The 18,291-nt window shown below is 35.8% G+C and carries 17 protein-coding genes; all 17 read right to left on the reverse strand.

Annotation, left to right across the window (positions count from 1 at the left end; all coding sequences use genetic code 11):
• Positions 1-49: 49 nt before the first annotated feature.
• Positions 50-1,243 (reverse strand): PDZ domain-containing protein, encoded by a 1,194-nt coding sequence (locus E3U55_RS02335; protein ID WP_134338717.1) that lies wholly within the window; start codon positions 1,241-1,243, stop codon positions 50-52.
• Positions 1,244-1,587: 344 nt separating this feature from the next.
• Entirely contained in the window at positions 1,588-3,090 is a 1,503-nt protein-coding gene (locus E3U55_RS02340; protein WP_134338718.1) for a S41 family peptidase, read from the reverse strand.
• 153 nt (positions 3,091-3,243) lie between these two features.
• Complete coding sequence (locus tag E3U55_RS02345; protein ID WP_134338719.1) at positions 3,244-4,587, reverse strand: PcsB-like coiled-coil domain-containing protein; 1,344 nt, start codon at positions 4,585-4,587, stop codon at positions 3,244-3,246.
• 36 nt (positions 4,588-4,623) lie between these two features.
• Positions 4,624-5,517: a permease-like cell division protein FtsX gene (gene ftsX, locus E3U55_RS02350; protein WP_134338720.1), complete on the reverse strand. Its 894-nt coding sequence runs from the start codon at positions 5,515-5,517 to the stop codon at positions 4,624-4,626.
• Positions 5,507-6,193: a cell division ATP-binding protein FtsE gene (gene ftsE / locus E3U55_RS02355; protein WP_134338721.1), complete on the reverse strand. Its 687-nt coding sequence runs from the start codon at positions 6,191-6,193 to the stop codon at positions 5,507-5,509. Before ftsE ends, ftsX begins: the two co-directional genes overlap by 11 nt.
• 341 nt (positions 6,194-6,534) lie before the next feature.
• Positions 6,535-6,924: a c-type cytochrome gene (locus E3U55_RS02360; protein ID WP_134338722.1), complete on the reverse strand. Its 390-nt coding sequence runs from the start codon at positions 6,922-6,924 to the stop codon at positions 6,535-6,537.
• A gap of 59 nt (positions 6,925-6,983) precedes the next feature.
• A protein-coding gene (gene prfB, locus E3U55_RS02365) for a peptide chain release factor 2 (protein ID WP_134338723.1) occupies positions 6,984-8,088 on the reverse strand; the annotation gives its coding sequence in 2 pieces (ribosomal slippage) (positions 6,984-8,015 and positions 8,017-8,088; 1,104 coding nt in all).
• A gap of 168 nt (positions 8,089-8,256) precedes the next feature.
• Positions 8,257-9,303, reverse strand: coding sequence for an S-layer homology domain-containing protein (locus tag E3U55_RS02370; protein ID WP_194840794.1), 1,047 nt, complete (start codon positions 9,301-9,303; stop codon positions 8,257-8,259).
• A gap of 141 nt (positions 9,304-9,444) precedes the next feature.
• Complete coding sequence (gene secA, locus E3U55_RS02375) at positions 9,445-11,961, reverse strand: preprotein translocase subunit SecA (RefSeq protein WP_134338725.1); 2,517 nt, start codon at positions 11,959-11,961, stop codon at positions 9,445-9,447.
• Positions 11,962-12,150: 189 nt separating this feature from the next.
• Positions 12,151-12,381, reverse strand: a complete 231-nt coding sequence (locus E3U55_RS02380; protein ID WP_134338726.1) for a hypothetical protein — start codon at positions 12,379-12,381, stop codon at positions 12,151-12,153.
• Between the two features lie 397 nt (positions 12,382-12,778).
• Positions 12,779-13,348: a ribosome hibernation-promoting factor, HPF/YfiA family gene (hpf, locus tag E3U55_RS02385; RefSeq protein WP_134338727.1), complete on the reverse strand. Its 570-nt coding sequence runs from the start codon at positions 13,346-13,348 to the stop codon at positions 12,779-12,781.
• 262 nt (positions 13,349-13,610) lie between these two features.
• Entirely contained in the window at positions 13,611-13,988 is a 378-nt protein-coding gene (locus E3U55_RS02390; protein ID WP_134338728.1) for a hypothetical protein, read from the reverse strand.
• Between the two features lie 8 nt (positions 13,989-13,996).
• Positions 13,997-14,347: a hypothetical protein gene (locus tag E3U55_RS02395; protein WP_134338729.1), complete on the reverse strand. Its 351-nt coding sequence runs from the start codon at positions 14,345-14,347 to the stop codon at positions 13,997-13,999.
• Positions 14,347-14,736 carry a flagellar export chaperone FliS gene (gene fliS / locus E3U55_RS02400; RefSeq protein WP_134338730.1) on the reverse strand — a complete coding sequence of 130 codons (390 nt, stop codon included), beginning with the start codon at positions 14,734-14,736 and terminating at the stop codon, positions 14,347-14,349. Before fliS ends, E3U55_RS02395 begins: the two co-directional genes overlap by 1 nt.
• A 28-nt stretch (positions 14,737-14,764) precedes the next feature.
• Entirely contained in the window at positions 14,765-16,321 is a 1,557-nt protein-coding gene (locus tag E3U55_RS02405) for a flagellar hook-associated protein 2 (protein ID WP_134338848.1), read from the reverse strand.
• Positions 16,322-16,345: 24 nt separating this feature from the next.
• On the reverse strand, positions 16,346-16,714 hold the full coding sequence (gene flaG / locus E3U55_RS02410; RefSeq protein ID WP_134338731.1) for a flagellar protein FlaG: 369 nt from the start codon (positions 16,712-16,714) through the stop codon (positions 16,346-16,348).
• Positions 16,715-16,817: 103 nt separating this feature from the next.
• Positions 16,818-17,870 carry a hypothetical protein gene (locus tag E3U55_RS02415; protein ID WP_134338732.1) on the reverse strand — a complete coding sequence of 351 codons (1,053 nt, stop codon included), beginning with the start codon at positions 17,868-17,870 and terminating at the stop codon, positions 16,818-16,820.
• Positions 17,871-18,291 lie beyond the last annotated feature (421 nt).

An 18,291-nucleotide genomic window follows, 5' to 3' on the forward strand; every position in this document is an offset into this window, starting at 1 on the left:
TGTGGCTCCATAATAAATTGAAAAAACTCGAATACTAGTGTACTCGAGCTTAACTAATTTCTTCAGTTTTTAACGTGAATCTAGGTGTTTCTTTAACAAAAATTAAACCTAGTTCATGATACTCCCCTTCATATAAAGCACGCTGAACAAATCGAATTTCACCGTTAAAATCTCTAACTGCTAATTTACAAAACGTTCGATGATCACTCATCACTTCATAAAACTCGTGTTCATTTGTGACCTCGATGTCATGAATCTTTTCAATCTTTTCACCGATGTGTATTCCCATTTCATCTGCAGGAGAACCTGGGATAATACCAACCACAATAATACCGTCCTGCTTCGGGGTGAAAATTGATCGTTTTTCTAAATCTAAATAATGTGTCACTCCATGAATTAAAGCCCGTCCAGCGATTGCGATAATGCCAAGTGCAATTGTCCACTCTGGATAAAAATACACAGCTACAGAACCACCGACTAACACCAAGGCTAAAATCGCCAGTGCATTAGAAGTACGCTTGGCACCAATCTCTGAAAAACTCCCCCCAAAACGTTGGCTATAACCAATGATAAACGGAAACAACATCAACCCAAACGTATCGCTTATACTAAACATCGGCCACCAGTTGAACATGCTTAATTCCAACACGCCATTAGGTACAGGCACAAAAAACGGCACCATCATTAAACGCTTAACATGATGACCACCAATATATTTTCCACGATCCCCCTTTTTCATTTCAGGGAATGTTTTGTTGCGCTTAGTCAGTCGTATTAGGATAACTTCTGCAATTACTAAACTGGTTAATAAGAAGCTGATTAAAACTAAATCAACTTCTAACAACGGACTGAACCAGGCATTCGGTTCAGCACTAAATTTTCCAAATAACCAAACTCCTATCAAGGCTAAACCAATTGTATATATAGGCGATAATAACCAAATTTGGTTACTAAGAGCAAACACAAATACAATCGTAGAAATTAGTAATAACCATTGATAATTTAAAAGCGACCCACTAAGTATTAATGAAGTTGATAAAATAACCCCAAACATAATGCCAAGCCACATCGTCCCATGCCATTCTGCACCAATCGGGAACACTCTATGACCAAACATTTTACGGTCATTTTTAACACGATAATAGCCTGTCCAAAAAGTAAACGCTATTGCAATATATAATAACGGTTGGGCAAACACCCATAATAATCCCAGCCCGAATTCTTTAAGCCATTCCAAGTCCATGTAGCCAACCCCCGCTCTGTAAAATCCATTACCAAACATATTCGGCATTCTAGACTATAAATCCTTCACTTTCATTATAAATAGTGACTTAAATAATAGGAAGTGATTTAAATAATATCTTGTGGAAAACCAAAGTAAGTAATCTTAATCAAATATATAATATCAGAGAAATGATGGAACTTCGATTATATATTATAGAATAAAAAATGAAGAAATGCCCGACACTCCTGCGGGAACAGCACGAGTCTCGAGACCCCACAGGCAGTGATTTTCTGCCGAGGAGGCTCGAGCCGTGCCCGCGGAAAGGGAGGGCATTTCTTTTAATGCAGATAAGCTTCTATTCTTTATTCAAATAATACATCTATTGCTTTTTGTAATTGGCGATCATTTTCTGGGTTATTAACAGCATCTAAGATTTGTTGTTCTAGTGCTTCTTCCGTTTTTTCATTTAAGACGCCTGTAACTTCTAAATCATTTGATTGTTGGAAGTTTTCTAGAGCTGTTTCAGTCTGACCATCAAAATATCCATCAGTTCGACCTGGTTGATAACCTATACCTTCTAACATTGTTTGAAGTTTAGCCACTTCTTCTCCATTAGCATCTCTTTTTAACGGTTCTTCAGCTTGAATTAAGGTTAAATAGTAATACTCAGGCTGTTTCACTTCTACAGAAGGCTCAACCCCAACCTCATTGATTGGATTACCTTCGGGGCTTAACCATTTCATAACTGTAACCTTTAATAAACCTTCTCCAAGACGCATCGTTTGTTGTACGGTACCTTTACCAAATGTCGTCGTACCAACAACCTCATATTCTCCAACTTCTTTCATCGCAGCAGCTAAAATTTCAGAAGCCGATGCACTACCTTCATTGACCAGAACTGAAATTGGATAGTCCTTACTACCGGTTTTCTTCAAGTAAAGTGGTTCAGGATCTTGGTCACGACGTGTTGTTTGTACGTAAGGTTGCTCATCACCCAAGAAATGACCTAATACATCTTCAACTGAATTTAATAAACCACCTGGGTTACCTCTTACATCTATAACTAACCCTTCGATATTCTCTTCCGTTTCTAACTTTTCTAATTCCGTTCTGAATTCCTCTGCCGTTTTCTCAGAGAATGAACGGATTTGTAAGACACCTACATTTTTGCCATCCTGAGTTTGAACATCTGAATAGACTGTTGTAAGTGGTATCGTATCTCGTGTAATGACCACCTCGAATGGCTGTTCTTCGCCAGGGCGATCAATCGTTAACGTTACATCTGTACCTTTTTCACCACGAATCAGTGTCACGGCTTCAAATACTGTATAGCCTTCTAAACTTTCACCATCCACCTCTATAATGCGGTCATTAGGACGTATTCCTGCCTTCTCAGCGGGCGTTCCTTTTAATGGTGTAACAATTGTTATATAACCTTCTCTTTTCGTTACTTCAGCACCGATTCCTTCAAATGTTGATTCAATTTGACTTTGGAACTGCTTCATAGTTTCGGGATCCATATATTCGCTATAAGGGTCATCTAATTTATTTACAACCCCTTCAATTGCTCCCTCAATTAATTCTTCATGGCTAATTTCATCAACATAATTTTCTTCTAATAAGCTCATGGCATAGCTTATAATCTCCATATCGGAGCTTACTTCTTCATTATTGTCTTTATCTGACTCTTTATTTTGATGCTGCTCTTCTTCATTAGAAGATTCGTCATCATTATTTGTTTGTTTAGAATCACTTTCTACAGTTTCATCCTGATTAATTATTTCCAATGTAACTGCTGTTACAACTCCTCCAACAAGTAGAGAAAGTACTACAATCATAACTAAAAGTTTTTTACTTAAATTCATGGATTCACCCCAATGTTCTAACCAAAATTATGTATATTTTATCATTATATCACTGAATGTTTAAGATGTAATGATAAAGGTTAAATAATAGTATAGGTACTAATAAATGAAAATAAAAGCACCACACATTTGTGTGATGCTTTATTAATTAGATTAAGGTGCTGAAACATAGTTTAGAGGGTTCGTAGGGTTCTTATAACCACCTGGGTGAATTTCAAAGTGTAAGTGATCGCCAGTAGATGCACCTGTTGATCCCATTCTACCAATTAATTGTCCAGCAGTTACCGTCTGTCCCTCAGACACGTTGACTCCAGATAAATGAGCATAAACAGTATCATACTGTTTACCATTTATATTGTGGGTAATAAATACAGCATTACCGAATCCGCCACCACAAGACATGTTTCCTCTTTGACACCAAGTATATGTTTTATAAACGACTCCAGATGCAGCTGCTTTAATCGCAGTTCCCCGACTATTTGCAATATCTAGTCCATTGTGTGGACGTGGATATTTATAAATTGGGTGAACTCGATTTGGATTAAAATGCGACGAAATATAACCCGTTGAAGGTGTGATGAAACCATTTCCACTTGCTACTTTCTTCGCCTGCTCTAAGTAACGTTCACGCTGCTTAATTAATTTCATTTCTTCTTTAGCAGATAATTGAATTTGGTGAATTTCATTTTCTTTCTTCTCTAAGCTGGCTAAAACAATTTGTTGTTCTTTTTTCTTATCACCAAGACTAGCAACTAATTGGTTTAATTCATTTCTTTTAGCTACTAATTTATTACGCTTCTGCTCTGCTTGAGCTTTATTTGCTTGCACTTTTTCTTTCTTCTTAACTACAACCTGTTTGCTTTCTTCAACAGCTTTCTTGTCTTTTTCCAGTTTTTCTTTATCAGCAAAATGGTTTTCAAGGATGTTCTGGTCCTGGTCCATTATTTTGTTCACTGCTGATGTACGGCTAATAAACTCACCGAAATCTTTAGCTCCCATAATAACTTCTAAGTATTTAATGGAACCACCATTACGTTGTAACGTACGTAAGCGTTCGATTAAAATTTCTTCACGTTTTGCGATACGTTGTTCAGTCTCTTTAATTTCTTTCTTTAGCTTTACAATATTTGCTTCAAGCTTTGCTATCTCTTCTTTTAAACTAGCAATCTCTTTCTCTAGTCCTCTAATTTCCGTTTCAGTTTGGGCAATCTCATTTTCTTTTAAATCTATTTCCGCTTCTTTTGTTCTAATTTGATAGTTCAAGTTCGCTAATTTGTTTTCAACCGTATTTTTTTCTGATTGAACTTGAGCCATTTGCTCCTTCAAATTACTTAATTCACCATTAATCTGTTGCTTTTCTTGTTCAATTTCTTTTAATTCTTGTTCAATTTCATCCAATGATTGAGCTGCTTGTGCTGATTGATCTTCATTCAACGATGTAAATACTCCGAATACAATGACCATTACTGCCAGAATACTGAGTGCTTTTTTGATCAATAGTAAGCTCCTCTCTTATTATGTTTTTCTATTTTGTTATACATTTAAGAATTTACGTACACTCATCACACTTCCCCAGATTCCAATAACCACTCCAATACCAAGAAGTAATAACGAAATCTGCCATGCAAACGGGTCGAAAGGTAGCAATTCTACGAAACTCATATTAATTCGGTCATTAAAGTTTGTATATAAATACTTGTAACCGAATAAGACTAATGCAATCGGAATAATCGAGCCTAGCATTCCCATTAACATACCTTCTACAAAGAATGGCCAACGAATAAAACTATTCTTAGCCCCAACTAACTTCATAATGCTAATTTCATCCTGACGAGCAATAATCGTCATTTTAATAGTGTTAGAGATTAGGAATATCGCTGTTAATATCAAAGCACTGATGAACGCAAAACCTATGTATCGAGCATATTTGTTGAACGTCAATAAACGTTCAACTGTATTTTGCTGGTAGGTTACATCATCAACGTTACTAAACTCTTTCACCTTTTGTGATATAGCTTTATATTGACTAGCTTCTTCTGCTCTAACAATGAAAACATCGTTTAGTGGGTTATTTTGTTCAAACAGTTTCCACTGCTCACCTTCTTCACCCATATCTTTAATTAACTTGTCCAGTTCTTCTTCCTTTGAAGAAAATTCAACACTGGTTACATTGTTAACTTGTTTAATGTTTTCTTCTAATTCATTAATCTGTGTCTCATCTGCAGTCAATTGTATATAAACACTCATCTGAACTTCGTCTTCTATATTTTGTGCTAATTGATTTAAGTTCAGCATTAGTGTTAAGAATATCCCAACTAATACTAAAGTTGTCGTTACTGCACCTACCGAAGCTACCGTCATCCAACTATTTCTTATTATATTTTTAGAACCTTCTCTGAGGTGTCTTCCCATCGTACTAAGCTTCATAACCGTATTCCCCTCGATGCTCGTCTCTTACTATTTGTCCTTTCTCCATAGCAATCACGCGTTTTTTCAACTGATTAACAATATCTTGGCTGTGTGTCGCCATTATAATTGTTGTACCTTTTGAATTAATATCTTCAAAAATACGCATAATCTCCCAAGACGTCTCGGGATCTAAGTTACCTGTAGGCTCGTCCGCAATCACTAATTTTGGGTTGTTAATAATTGCCCTCGCAATAGCTACACGCTGCTGTTCACCACCAGATAGTTGAGCGGGTATAAATCTTGCTTTGTGCTTTAAACCCACCTGCTCAAGCACTTTCATAACTTGCCTACGAATTTTTTTAGAGTTTTCCTCAATAACTTCAAGAGCAAAAGCTACATTCTCGTAAACTGATTTACGTGGTAACAGCTTGAAGTCCTGGAAAATCACTCCCACATCGCGTCGCAAGTAAGGGATTTCCTTTTTCTTAAGCCCACCTATTTCAACACCATTTATGTATACATTGCCTCTAGATGGAACTTCTTCGCGGTACATCATTTTAATAAACGATGTTTTACCCGCACCACTTGGTCCAACCACATAAACGAAGTCACCTTGATTGATTGTAACATCCACCCCGTTTAAAGCAGTCACACCATTTTTGTACACTTTGAAAACTTCTTTCATTTCAATCATAGGCGTAATCTGTACCCTCCTGTTGCAGAAGAAAAGAATATATTCTGAAAATTCTTTTAATTGTATGTATTATATCATAAAACGACAAGTTTTGCCTTGACTAGTACATGAAAATCTATCTATTTCTTCCAATCTAGTTAATATATATTACATTATAACACGTTATGACAAAATGTTTAGGGGATTTTTATTAAGATTTCTTTTCAAAAGTCATAATTTTCGTAAAAATTTTTGTAAACATGGGGGTTTTTGTCTTTATTTAATATAATATTAAATAAATTGGCATAAAAAAATAGTCCTTAGATACTATTCCAAGGACTATTACTCCATTTTTCTTACTTTTAACGATTAACTAACCATTCAGCGATTGACTTTGAATCTTCTTCACTAATGTCAATGGCATTCATCTGACCTTTACCATTTTGAATAATACCAACAATATCTTCGACACCATATTTATCGCCAACATTTTTCAGGCTGGGTCCTACACCGCCTGATAAGTCAGCGCCGTGACATGTTGAACAGTTTTGTTGGTATAACTGCTCACCGGCTTGCGCCGTTTCACCATCGGTACCGCCGTCGCCACCATTGTCGCCATTACCTGTTTCTTCTTGGCCAGACTCTTCAGTACCGCCATCGCCACCAGTGTCTCCACCATCATCATCTTGGCCTCCGCCACAAGCAGCTAATACAAGCATTACACTAAAAACACCCATAAGTATTTTTTTCATGTTAAAGTTTTACCTCCTTTTGGATGAAGTAACTATAATTTACCCTGTTTGTCCAAAAATTATCCTTTAACTTTTGAGCGTAAATAAGCATCAATGAATTCGCCTATTTGCCCATCCATGACTGCTTGAGTATTACCATTTTCCTTATTTGTACGATGATCTTTTACCATGTTATATGGGTGGAAAACATAAGATCTGATTTGACTTCCCCAGCCAATTTCTTTCTGTTCACCACGAATTTCATCCAGCTCTTGTTGCTGCCTTTCAATTTCCAATCGATATAATTTGGATTTTAACATTTTCATAGCCTGTTCACGGTTTTTAATTTGAGAACGCTCAGATTGGCAAGTAACAACTGTATTTGTCGGTGTATGCGTAATCCTTACAGCTGAGTCAGTTGTGTTAACGTGCTGACCACCTGCACCACTTGAACGATAGGTATCGATTTTTAGGTCTTCAGTTTTTACATCGATTTCGACTTCATCATTAAATTCAGGCATCACATCACATGATGCAAACGATGTGTGACGGCGGCCTGAAGAATCAAATGGTGAAATACGCACCAATCGATGCACACCTTTTTCAGCTTTTAAATACCCATAGGCATTGTGGCCTTTGATGAGGAGCGTTACACTTTTAACACCCGCTTCATCGCCTGGTAAATAATCTAATGTTTCAACACTGAAACCTTTATTATCAGCATAACGCTTATACATTCTAAGTAACATTTCAGCCCAGTCCTGAGACTCAGTTCCACCAGCACCTGGGTGAATTTCAAGAATGGCATTATTTTTATCATATGGTTCATTTAATAAAATTTCTAATTCAAATTCATTGAAATGATCAATTACTCGTTTGATTTCACTTTGCAAGTCTTCGAACAGCTCTTCATCGTTCTCTTCTTTAACTAATTCATAAGAGACCTCCAGATTTTCAAGGTCTTCTTCATTTTTTTCAAATTTATTAACGCGATCTTTTAACGCATTCGATTCATTAATGACTGTTTGAGCAGCAGATGGATCATCCCAAAATTCTGGTGCTGTCATCTGTTGGTCGAGTTCTGCAATTCGTTCGCGGTCTTCATCTAAGTCAAAGAGACCCCCTAAAGTCTTCTAGTCTGTTTTGCAGCTTATTCAGCTGATCTTTAATTTCTGATAAATCCATAAAACTTCACCTCAACTATGTATTAACTAATGTTAGTATACCACTTTAAATCTGGGTAAAAACAATAAATGATTTTTCGATTTGTGGCGAGTGCTAAGGGGCAAAGCGGCGAGGCCCTTAATAAAAAATAAAAGAAGGACCTAATCAAATTAGATCCTCCAACAAAATTTATTTTCCTATAAACATCTGAACATAGTATGGTCTTCCGTTTTCATCTTTATAATATCCAATACCAATATGAGTGAATGAGCCGTTTAATATATTTTTTCTATGACCTTCACTATTCATCCATCCTTCCACTACAGATGCTGCAGACGGTTGCCCGTATGCAATGTTTTCACCAGCAGATCTAAAGTCAATATTAAATTCACCCATCATATCAAATGGACTGCCATACACTGGAGATGTGTGAGCAAAGTATTTATTTACATCAAAATCTTTAGCCTTAACCATCGCGACTTCTTGTAGTTCAGTATCGATTTTTAAAGCAGGTAATCCTCTTTCTGTTCTTTCTTGGTTAGTCAGCATTAGGATCTCATCAGCAATGGCATAATACTCTTGAGGACGGTCGTTTTGGCCTGGTACATCAACAACAGGCTTTTCCCCATTTAAATACCTTAACGTTCGATCAACAAACACGGCCATTTGAACTCTGGTGACAGACTCACTTGGGCTAAAAGTAAATTCTGAAGTTCCAGCTGTGATACCTGTATCAACTAAGACATCTATGTAGCTATAAGCCCAATGGTCACGGTCTACATCACTGAAGTTTACTTGAACATTTCCCTCAGCTTGTAGATCAAACGCTTCCACTAACACTTTAGCCATTTGAGCACGGGTCAACGGATTATTAGGATTGAATTGATCCACTTTGGCAAAAACGCCCTCTTCAGCTAAGGCATACACATATTGATGACCACTCACACTGCCGTTTACATCAGTAAACGAATGCGTTGGTGTAATGTTTGGATTTATTTCTAAAGTTTTACCAATAATAATCGCACTTTGCGCCCTGCTTAGAGGTTGTTCAGGTCGATAAGTGCCATCAGGAAAACCATTTATAATATCTTGATTAACTAATGTTGTAATACTTGGATATCCCCAATAGTCTTCATCAACATCAGTAAAAACACTCTCAGCATTGACTGAACTATAAAAAAGTCCAACTGATAATAACGCAGTTAATGTGCCAATCAAAAGTTTTTTTCTAAACATGATGTATTCCCCTCTCAATACTAGATGTATTAGAGAAATGTTATCACAGCAATTCAAAGGAAAATGAACCATTTTATAATTTAGTTCAATATAACTAAAAACCCCAGACTAGCTGTAACAGCCAATCTGGGGTTCGATAAATTATTCACTTTTACCGTGGCAGTTCTTGTACTTCTTACCACTACCACATGGACATGGGTCATTACGCCCGATGTTTTCTTTTTTAATATATGGCTTGCGTTTCTTCTCTTGGTTTTGACGACCACCAGCAATGGCTTTCGTTCCTGATGCGACTTCGACACGTTGTAAGTTATCACGAACTTGTGCCTTCATCGCATACTTCGCAACTTCTTGCTCAATCGCTGCAATCATCTCTTCGAACATCGAAAAACCTTCCATTTGGTACTCTTGTAATGGATCGGTTTGACCATAGGCACGAAGGTGGATACCTTGACGAAGCTGATCCATCTGGTCAATATGGTCCATCCACTTCGAATCAACCGTACGAAGTAAAATAACGCGTTCGAATTCACGCATTTGATCATCTGTTAATTCTTCTTCACGCTCATCATACTTTTTCTGAACGATTTCCATAATATATTCAGTGATTTCTTCCGGATCTTTACCTTTTAAATCATTTGCTGAAACCTCATCTGTTTCAAGCACATTCGCATGAATGACATCAACAAGCGAGTCTAATTCCCACTTCTCTTCTTCATCATGCTGAGTATAAGCTTGAACATTACGGTCCACTGTCGAACGAATCATAGTCATAATGATTTCGCGCAAATTATCACTCGTTAACACTTGGAAACGCTGTTCATAAATAATGTCACGCTGCTGACGCATCACATCATCGTAAGCAAGTAGCTGTTTACGTGCATCGAAGTTATTACCTTCTACACGTTTCTGAGCTGACTCAACCGCACGAGAAACCATTTTACTCTCAATTGGCTGATTGTCATCCATACCTAGGCGTTCCATCATGCTACGCATATTTTCAGAACCAAAGCGGCGCATTAATTCATCTTCCATAGATAGATAGAATTGTGATTCACCAGGGTCACCTTGACGGCCCGAACGACCACGAAGCTGGTTATCAATACGACGTGACTCATGACGCTCTGTACCAATAACAGCTAAACCACCTAGGTCAATGACACCGTCACCTAGTTTAATGTCCGTACCACGACCGGCCATGTTTGTCGCGATTGTCACGGAACCTTTATTTCCCGCTTCTTGAATGATTTCTGCTTCTTTAAAGTGGTTTTTCGCGTTTAACACATTGTGTTTCACGCCCGCTTTTTTCAGAAGCTGAGAAATCAATTCAGACGTTTCAACAGCAACCGTACCTACTAGAACTGGCTGTCCTTTTTCATAACGTTCTTTAATATCCTGGACTAGCGCTTTGTATTTGCCTTCAGTCGACTTATAAATTAAATCAGCATAGTCTCGACGAACAATCGGTTTGTTCGTTGGGATTGCCACAACACTCATATTGTAAATGTTACGGAACTCTTCTTCCTCAGTTTTTGCCGTACCCGTCATACCAGCTAATTTATCATACATACGGAAAAAGTTCTGGAACGTAATCGTCGCAAGTGTCATGCTTTCTTTTTGAATTTGTAGACCTTCTTTAGCTTCAATCGCCTGGTGAAGACCATCGCTGTAACGACGACCTTTCATTAAACGTCCCGTAAATTGGTCAACAATTACCACGTCACCATCTTGAACCACATAATCGGTATCACGCTGCATAACGACATGCGCACGTAACGCCTGGTTTATGTGGTGTGTTAACGATACGTTATTTAAATCATATAAGTTTTCAATATTAAAGTAGTTTTCAGCCTTTGAAATACCTGATTCCGTTAACTGAACATTACGCGTTTTTTCATCATAAGAATAATCTTCTTCGCCATTCAACGTACGCACAAACGAATCAGCTTGCATATAGTTTGATTGTGAACGCTTCTGAGAACCCGAAATAATCAGTGGCGTACGCGCCTCATCGATTAAAATCGAGTCGACCTCATCGACAATGGCAAAGTGTAGAGGGCGTTGTACCATTTTTTCTTTATATAGAACCATATTGTCACGCAGGTAATCGAAACCAAACTCATTATTCGTACCATACGTGATGTCTTTCGCGTAAGCTTCACGCTTTTCATCTTTCGAAAGATCATTCGTATTTAGACCAACAGTTAGTCCTAACCATTCATAGAGTTCACCCATTTCATGCGAGTCACGATCAGCTAAGTAATCATTAACTGTGATAATGTGCACACCTTTTTCAGTTATACCATTTAAATAAGCTGGCATCGTTGAAGCGAGAGTTTTACCTTCACCTGTTTTCATCTCTGCAATATCACCATTGTGAAGAGCAATTGCACCTAATAACTGAACCTTATAAGGGCGTAGACCCAATACGCGAACAGCCGCTTCACGCACAACTGCATACGCTTCAACTAATAAATCATCTAATGATTCACCAGCTTGATAACGTTTTTTTAATTCATCTGTTTTTGCTTGAAGATCAGAATCAGATAACTGTTGCATCTCTGGTTCAAGTTCTTCTATTTGATCAGCAATTTTTTCAAGTTTCTTTAATTGTCTTGAGTTTCCATCACCAAAAACTTTAGTCAATAACTGCCTCATACTCTGCACCTCTAATTCTGTTTCGTTTACATTAATCCAAATATAATGATAACACTAAAGAAAATTCGGTACAACTCAATGAGACAGCGTATATTCACGATTATTGTCGATAGTCATTTATGTAAAAAAGAAAAGAAGGCCAGTTAAATTTTGTAGCTGACCTTCAACAAGACCATAAGGGTTGGAGGGTTAATCAATTTCTGAATGGGTAGAGGAGTTGGGCGACTCGGAAACGGAATAAGTGTATAACATATGTTCAAGTGAGGATATTTCTTGGACGCGCTTATCAAGCACGACAAGCTTTTCGTGGGTCTGTCCAATAATTTTCATTAATTGGGAAATCAACTCTGCTTGTTGATCGACATACTTTTTTAATTCAGAGCAACCGGGGCATCTGGTTATCGGAGTGAAGTTGCTCATTTCGCATTCCCCCTTCATGATCTTGTTGATATAGTTATATCACGGTGAAATTGTCTTGTCACATGCACGAAAATGCCCGTTTCGCTAGCGGAAACTAAGGTTTTTGAATGAATTTTTGACGAGTTTAATGTAGTTTGATGTCGAAAATGAAAAAACTTAATAATTTATATTTTTTAAAGTTTTTTTATTGGATTTGATTTACTTACTATTGATTGACTTATAACCAAGTTTGACATATTAGTGACCAAGTTCATTATTTTAGTATTAAAGTTGTGAAAATTAGTTTCTGAGTTCATCGGATTAGTTGCCGAGTTTGCACATTTAGTTACTAAGATACCTATGGTCAACGTCACAAAAAATCCCCTCGCAACCTGTGCGAGAGGATTAATTATATATTTTATGCGTTTGGTTCGATTAAACCATATTTGCCGTCATTACGTCTATAAACTACGTTTGTATCACCAGTTACGGCATTTTCGAAGACGAAGAACGTGTGACCTAACATGTCCATTTGTAAAACCGCTTCTTCCTCATCCATTGGTTTTAAATCAAAACGTTTTTTCTTAACAATTTGTATTTCTTCATCAGTAATTGATGGTTGTTCATCTACTGCCACTGCAGCAGCTTCTCTTTCCATCTCCGCGAATACGTGCTTTGGAGCACCCTTCTGACGGAATTTACGATTAATTTTAGTTTTATGCTTACGAATCTGGCGTTCTAACTTATCAACCACCAAGTCCGTAGCGGCGTATAAATCGTTGTGACTCACCTCTGCACGCAATAACAAGTCTGTCATTGGGATTGTCACCTCAATGCGCTGTTCATCATTGTGTACACTTAAGTTCACGTGCACCTCTGATGAAGGCGGTGTGTCAAAATATCTTTCCAGCTTACCTATCTTTTTCTCTACATAGTCTCGGATCGCATTCGTTACCTCGATGTTTTCTCCTCTAACGTTGTAAATCATATGCACATCCTCCTTTCAAGATATGTAATCTATATTCTACATTTCCCTCAAATATCCCTTCATAAACGGTCGAAAAATTTAAAATATTTTGTCGAAAAAATTTTTGTTTCAAATCTTTTATATATTTAAGGGGTACATGTAGGGATTACTATATCTTTATTTTTATTCTAACAAATAATACATTTCTTTAAAGGGCTAGATATTACCAGATAGGCTTTTTAATATAAAAAACTCAGGAAAGATTGAAATTCCTGAGTTTTAATTAATGCATCACATATTCATTTAGGCGTTTCTCTATATGTTTTTTGAAAACATTGAACTTTGGGAAAGCTTGATCCTGAATTAATTGTTGCTTCTCACTATTAGTTTGCATTTGATTCCAATAAGATAAAATTTGGACGAACTCATCAAACTCTTGAGCTTCCGTTTTTACATCAATTTCTTTTTGGAAGATTTCATGAGCACTGTTCATTTGTTGAAGGGCTTCTAGAGTATCCTCGAAAATTTGTGGAACTTGTGGAAATGCAGACCCTTCAATATCTGTATTGATTGATATATATTGTAGCGCTTCGTCTACCCCTTGTAACATCGTCAAATATTTTTTCATTAACTCAATTGTCTCTTCTTTTACTTCTGTCAAATAATCACCTAATTTTTTTTGTCTATAAAACTTCCATCAGTACCATAAACATTTGCGTAAGGATTTACATACTTTTTATTCGAATGACGTTTTTTACTAAGTTTAGTCATGTCAACCTTAAACTTTGTAAAATAATCATCGACTAAAAGTTTTAATTGTTGGTCTAACCTTACGAGTTCTTGTCCCATTTCCAGTTCTTTTTCCGAATAGGGAGCAGAGATTTCTTTCAATAATTTCTGACGCTCATTTACGAAAAAATTAAAGGTTTTAACCATTTCCTCTCTATTTTCGTTCTGGTCTTCTTCGAACTTATCTACCATCTGAGTTGTCAAAACGTACAAATCTTGAAGGGCTGGCATTAATTCACTCCACTCACTTTTTGTTGACGATTCAATTTAATAACTTCCTTCCAAGTATCGCGGAATTCCTCGACTAAACCTTGTACTTCATCTAGAACTTCAACATCATTTTGCGTATTCGCATGAACTAGACGATGATAAACGTAATCATATAGCGGTATTATTTGTTTCGATACATCTGTATCTAGATTTAACGTTACCATTAACTCACTAATAATGTTTTGAGCTTTCTGAATGTTCGTATTTTTAGCTTCGATATCTTTGTTTTCAATAGATTTTTTTGCAACTTTAATAAATTTAATACATCCATTATAAAGCATTAAGGTTAATTCTCCAGGTGATGCCGTTTGTACTGAATTTTGTTGATAGGTTTGATATGGTTTATTCATAGTTTTACACTCCCCCAAACAATTGCTTTTACATTCCACCGCCGAATTGATTCATTAAGAAAGCTGATTGTTGATTCATTTGTTGAATAGCTTTTTCCATTTGAGTAAATTGATTCCAATACCTATTCTCAACACTAGTTAACCTTTCTTCAAACTGATTAATTTCGTCATTAAGATCATCAATATTCCTGCCTATAGTGTATTGAGAGAAAACATAAGAACTTTTTCCTGCACGCTCATTAATACGACTCATAGTATTTTTCATAACATCCTCTAATCGATTAACAATTCCACGGGATTCTCCGCTATTGTCATTTGAAAAAAGGTTTTGTACAGCATCAGGATCTTCACGTAATGCCTGTTTTAATTTCTCTTCATCTACGATTAATTTCCCGTTTTCTAAATAATTAGAAGATGTGGTAATCCCAATATCAGATATTAAATTAATCTTATCATTATTGTTCTCAATCTCGCTATACCATGCTCGTCGCATATCATATAAGCTATTCTGTAAAATACCATCATTTCTTAACAAACCACTTTTAGCTTTTTCTTCCCAAAGTTCAACCTGTTTTTCTGTCATACTTTCTTTTTCTTTATCAGAAAGTGGTTTATAGTCTCTATAACGTTCTTCGTTTAACCGGTCACTAAACTTTTCGATTAATTCATTATACTTATCTACAAAACCTGTGATTTTTTCAACTGTAGAATCAATATTGCTGTTTACTGAAATTATTGCATTACCATTTGTTTTGTCAGAAAAATTAAATGTTATACCATTTAATGTGTATGAATTGGAACTTGACTCCAAGGTAAGGGCATTATTATAAATGAATTCGGCGTTCGTTCCACCTTTTTCAACCTTTTTCCAAGTCCCCGTGGAATTATCACCATTCTTTATTTGCAGAGTTTCAGTAAAAAATCCAGAAGAAGTTGAACCATTAAACGCAATTTCAGCTCCTAAATAGTTATTTGATTGATTATAATCACCTGTTTCAGTTCGCTCTAAAACTACTTTATCGGTTTGGGAATCATAGAAAGCTCTTACTCCATTGTCTTGGTTAGTGATTTTATTTAAAACATCATTTAGTGAATCTGACCCCTGAACATTAATAGAGTAATCTTGAGGTCCATCTTCTCTATAAACTGTAAATTCAAGTGGGCCTGTTACTAATGTATTAGCTAAATTACCAGCATCTGCTTCAGCTTGCAATGAGTTATTAGGATCTATTTTTTTATTAGTAGCTGATATACCACTTTGACTAACATTGATAGCAGCTGTTGCTAATTGTTTGACTTCAATTTCATAACTTCCTTCTTTTGCTTCTGTTGTCGCAGTTGCTGTAATTGAGTCTAATTGAGAAGAAGTTGTCGACTTCGAATTAAAAGTTTTATCTAATTTTAAATTCAAAGCTTGTTGATCAAGTTCGTATAATAAAGTGTTCATCTCACGATAAGCATCTCGTTGCCAAGTCATCCATGTTCGATCTTGTTCCATTTTCTGAAGTGGAATACGTTCAGCTTTCATTAAATCATTAACAAGTTTATCGATATCCATCCCAGAGGCAAGACCACCAATTCGCATGTTGTTCACTTTAGACACCTCCTATTAGACTTTTTCATCTACTATAAAACCTAATTGTTCCGCCATTGCAGCATAAACATCAAGCAATTTTTTTGGTGGAATCTCTTTAACTACTTCTTTAGTTTCAGGATTAATAAGAGTTACATAATATTCATCCAACTTATCATGAAACTCGAACTTTAATTGTGTATCGACTGGGCTTAAGAAATCATTTAACCCTTCTATTAATTTAATTGCTTCATCCTTAGATAGAGATTCTTCTTTTTTTATAACTTTCTCTTGATGTTCCTTTAAACTTTCTTTGACGGATCGGTTCCTGACTGGTGTAAATGGTTCATTTTCTCTAGATTTCTGCAGGAGTTGAGATCCTTTTAAAATAGGACTTGCCTCCATTTTAAACACAACTCCTCATCCAAATTATCTTTACATTTATATCGGCAATTTCACAATAATGTTTACTTCTTTATAGAAATAAGCTATCACTATTAAGGATAGCTTATTTTAATTCTAATTCCGGAAATTCTAATCCACTTATACTCCATTGTCTTCTTACTCGTTCAATAGATTCACCTAATACATCTGCAGACCAAGCTTTGTTATAATGTCTCTCAATTAAATTGAAATCAGTCATATCTACTTCATGCCCATTATATTTTTTTGAGATATTATTAAGAGTTTCTTCAAAACTAAGTTGATCGTAGGTGACTATATCTATGTTTTGATTATAAGTCCTATTCTTGGCTACTAGTTCATATGAACATTGCCAGTATTTTATGAAACGTTCAATATAATTCAGCTTATTCCAATCTGATTCAGTAATAGGATCATTTGAACGAACAAATTTTTCCCACCAATCTGGGCTATCATGTGCATCTATTTTAAATCCTCTTTTCTTTGCCATTGAATAGCCCGAGGGAATAGGATGTCTTACTGTAATTAAGTAACTAGCCTGATCACCGAATATACTATAAAGAAATGGTAGTATAGTCTCGAAAGATGATCTTTTCTTTATAATAATAGAAGAATTTTTAAATTCTCTTTTAGCCCAAACTAAGAATTCGGCTATTTCGAAAAGTACTAAGTAATAATTAGGGGGTCTATGCATATGCCTAATTGCCACACCATTAGGTAATGTATCGTGTACAATATGTAAGTTGTATTCTTTAATGTTCAAGTCGAATAAGTTAAATAATTTCTGTTCTAGAAAAGTTCCGCCGGTACGCATTGCTCCACCAATAAACACAAACCTTTTATTTCCTATATATTCTAATGCATATCCAGGATTACCTAACATTTTATTAAATAAATTAGTAGTTTCAGTGGCAAACTCTTTCACCTTTGTTGCACCTTCTTGAGTATGTATATATTCTTCTGCTTTTTGTTTTTCAGCTTTAAGCTTATCTCTTATTTCCTTACTAGGAATTTTATGTGCAGCAATTGTCCTCTCTTCCCACTCAGTTTTGGGGTTTACTCCACCCAAATAATTTAAGATTGGTTCATTAAGTTTTACACTAACTTTTGTACTTATATCTAAATTTATAGTCTTCAATCTAATCAACTCCTAAATTATTGTTCTATTTCGAATGTGGGATAAGTAAATGCTCACTCCTAACTTATACGACTAGAACTTTTATATCTTTAAATTGTTGGTGTAATAATTTCTTTTTATTGAAGTTGTTGCATTGATGAATTCAAAGGTGATGATACTATAAGAGAAAATCCTTAGGACCATTAATGTAGTTCCAATAGAAATATAGCTCTTTATCAATTAAAAGATAATAGCAAAGGTGGTTTGACGAAGTACTCAATTTCATTTGTTTATAATACACGCATCTCCTTTTGAGCTTGTTTATTGGTCTAAATAAAGTTTAACAAAATTAGGAGATTGCGTGTTTTTTTATTTATCAGTAAATTACCTGTACCCCAACATATATTTTAGAGCCAATATTATAGAGCCTAAATTATTAAAG

The organism is Filobacillus milosensis (genome assembly GCF_004402015.1).
In the GTDB taxonomy this organism is placed as follows: domain Bacteria; phylum Bacillota; class Bacilli; order Bacillales; family Alkalibacillaceae; genus Filobacillus; species Filobacillus milosensis.

Excerpts from the sequence above, each read along its gene's own strand:
- fliS (WP_134338730.1), bottom strand. The coding sequence starts at position 14,736 with ATGAATAAACCATATCAAACCTATCAACAAAATTCAGTACAAACGGCA.
- E3U55_RS02360 (WP_134338722.1), bottom strand. The coding sequence starts at position 6,924 with ATGAAAAAAATACTTATGGGTGTTTTTAGTGTAATGCTTGTATTAGCT.
- E3U55_RS02380 (WP_134338726.1), bottom strand. The coding sequence starts at position 12,381 with ATGAGCAACTTCACTCCGATAACCAGATGCCCCGGTTGCTCTGAATTA.
- ftsX (WP_134338720.1), bottom strand. The coding sequence starts at position 5,517 with ATGAAGCTTAGTACGATGGGAAGACACCTCAGAGAAGGTTCTAAAAAT.
- E3U55_RS02395 (WP_134338729.1), bottom strand. The coding sequence starts at position 14,347 with ATGCCAGCCCTTCAAGATTTGTACGTTTTGACAACTCAGATGGTAGAT.
- E3U55_RS02370 (WP_194840794.1), bottom strand. The coding sequence starts at position 9,303 with ATGTTTAGAAAAAAACTTTTGATTGGCACATTAACTGCGTTATTATCA.
- ftsE (WP_134338721.1), bottom strand. The coding sequence starts at position 6,193 with ATGATTGAAATGAAAGAAGTTTTCAAAGTGTACAAAAATGGTGTGACT.
- E3U55_RS02340 (WP_134338718.1), bottom strand. The coding sequence starts at position 3,090 with ATGAATTTAAGTAAAAAACTTTTAGTTATGATTGTAGTACTTTCTCTA.
- hpf (WP_134338727.1), bottom strand. The coding sequence starts at position 13,348 with ATGATTTACAACGTTAGAGGAGAAAACATCGAGGTAACGAATGCGATC.
- secA (WP_134338725.1), bottom strand. The coding sequence starts at position 11,961 with ATGAGGCAGTTATTGACTAAAGTTTTTGGTGATGGAAACTCAAGACAA.
- E3U55_RS02405 (WP_134338848.1), bottom strand. The coding sequence starts at position 16,321 with ATGCGAATTGGTGGTCTTGCCTCTGGGATGGATATCGATAAACTTGTT.
- E3U55_RS02335 (WP_134338717.1), bottom strand. The coding sequence starts at position 1,243 with ATGGACTTGGAATGGCTTAAAGAATTCGGGCTGGGATTATTATGGGTG.
- flaG (WP_134338731.1), bottom strand. The coding sequence starts at position 16,714 with ATGGAGGCAAGTCCTATTTTAAAAGGATCTCAACTCCTGCAGAAATCT.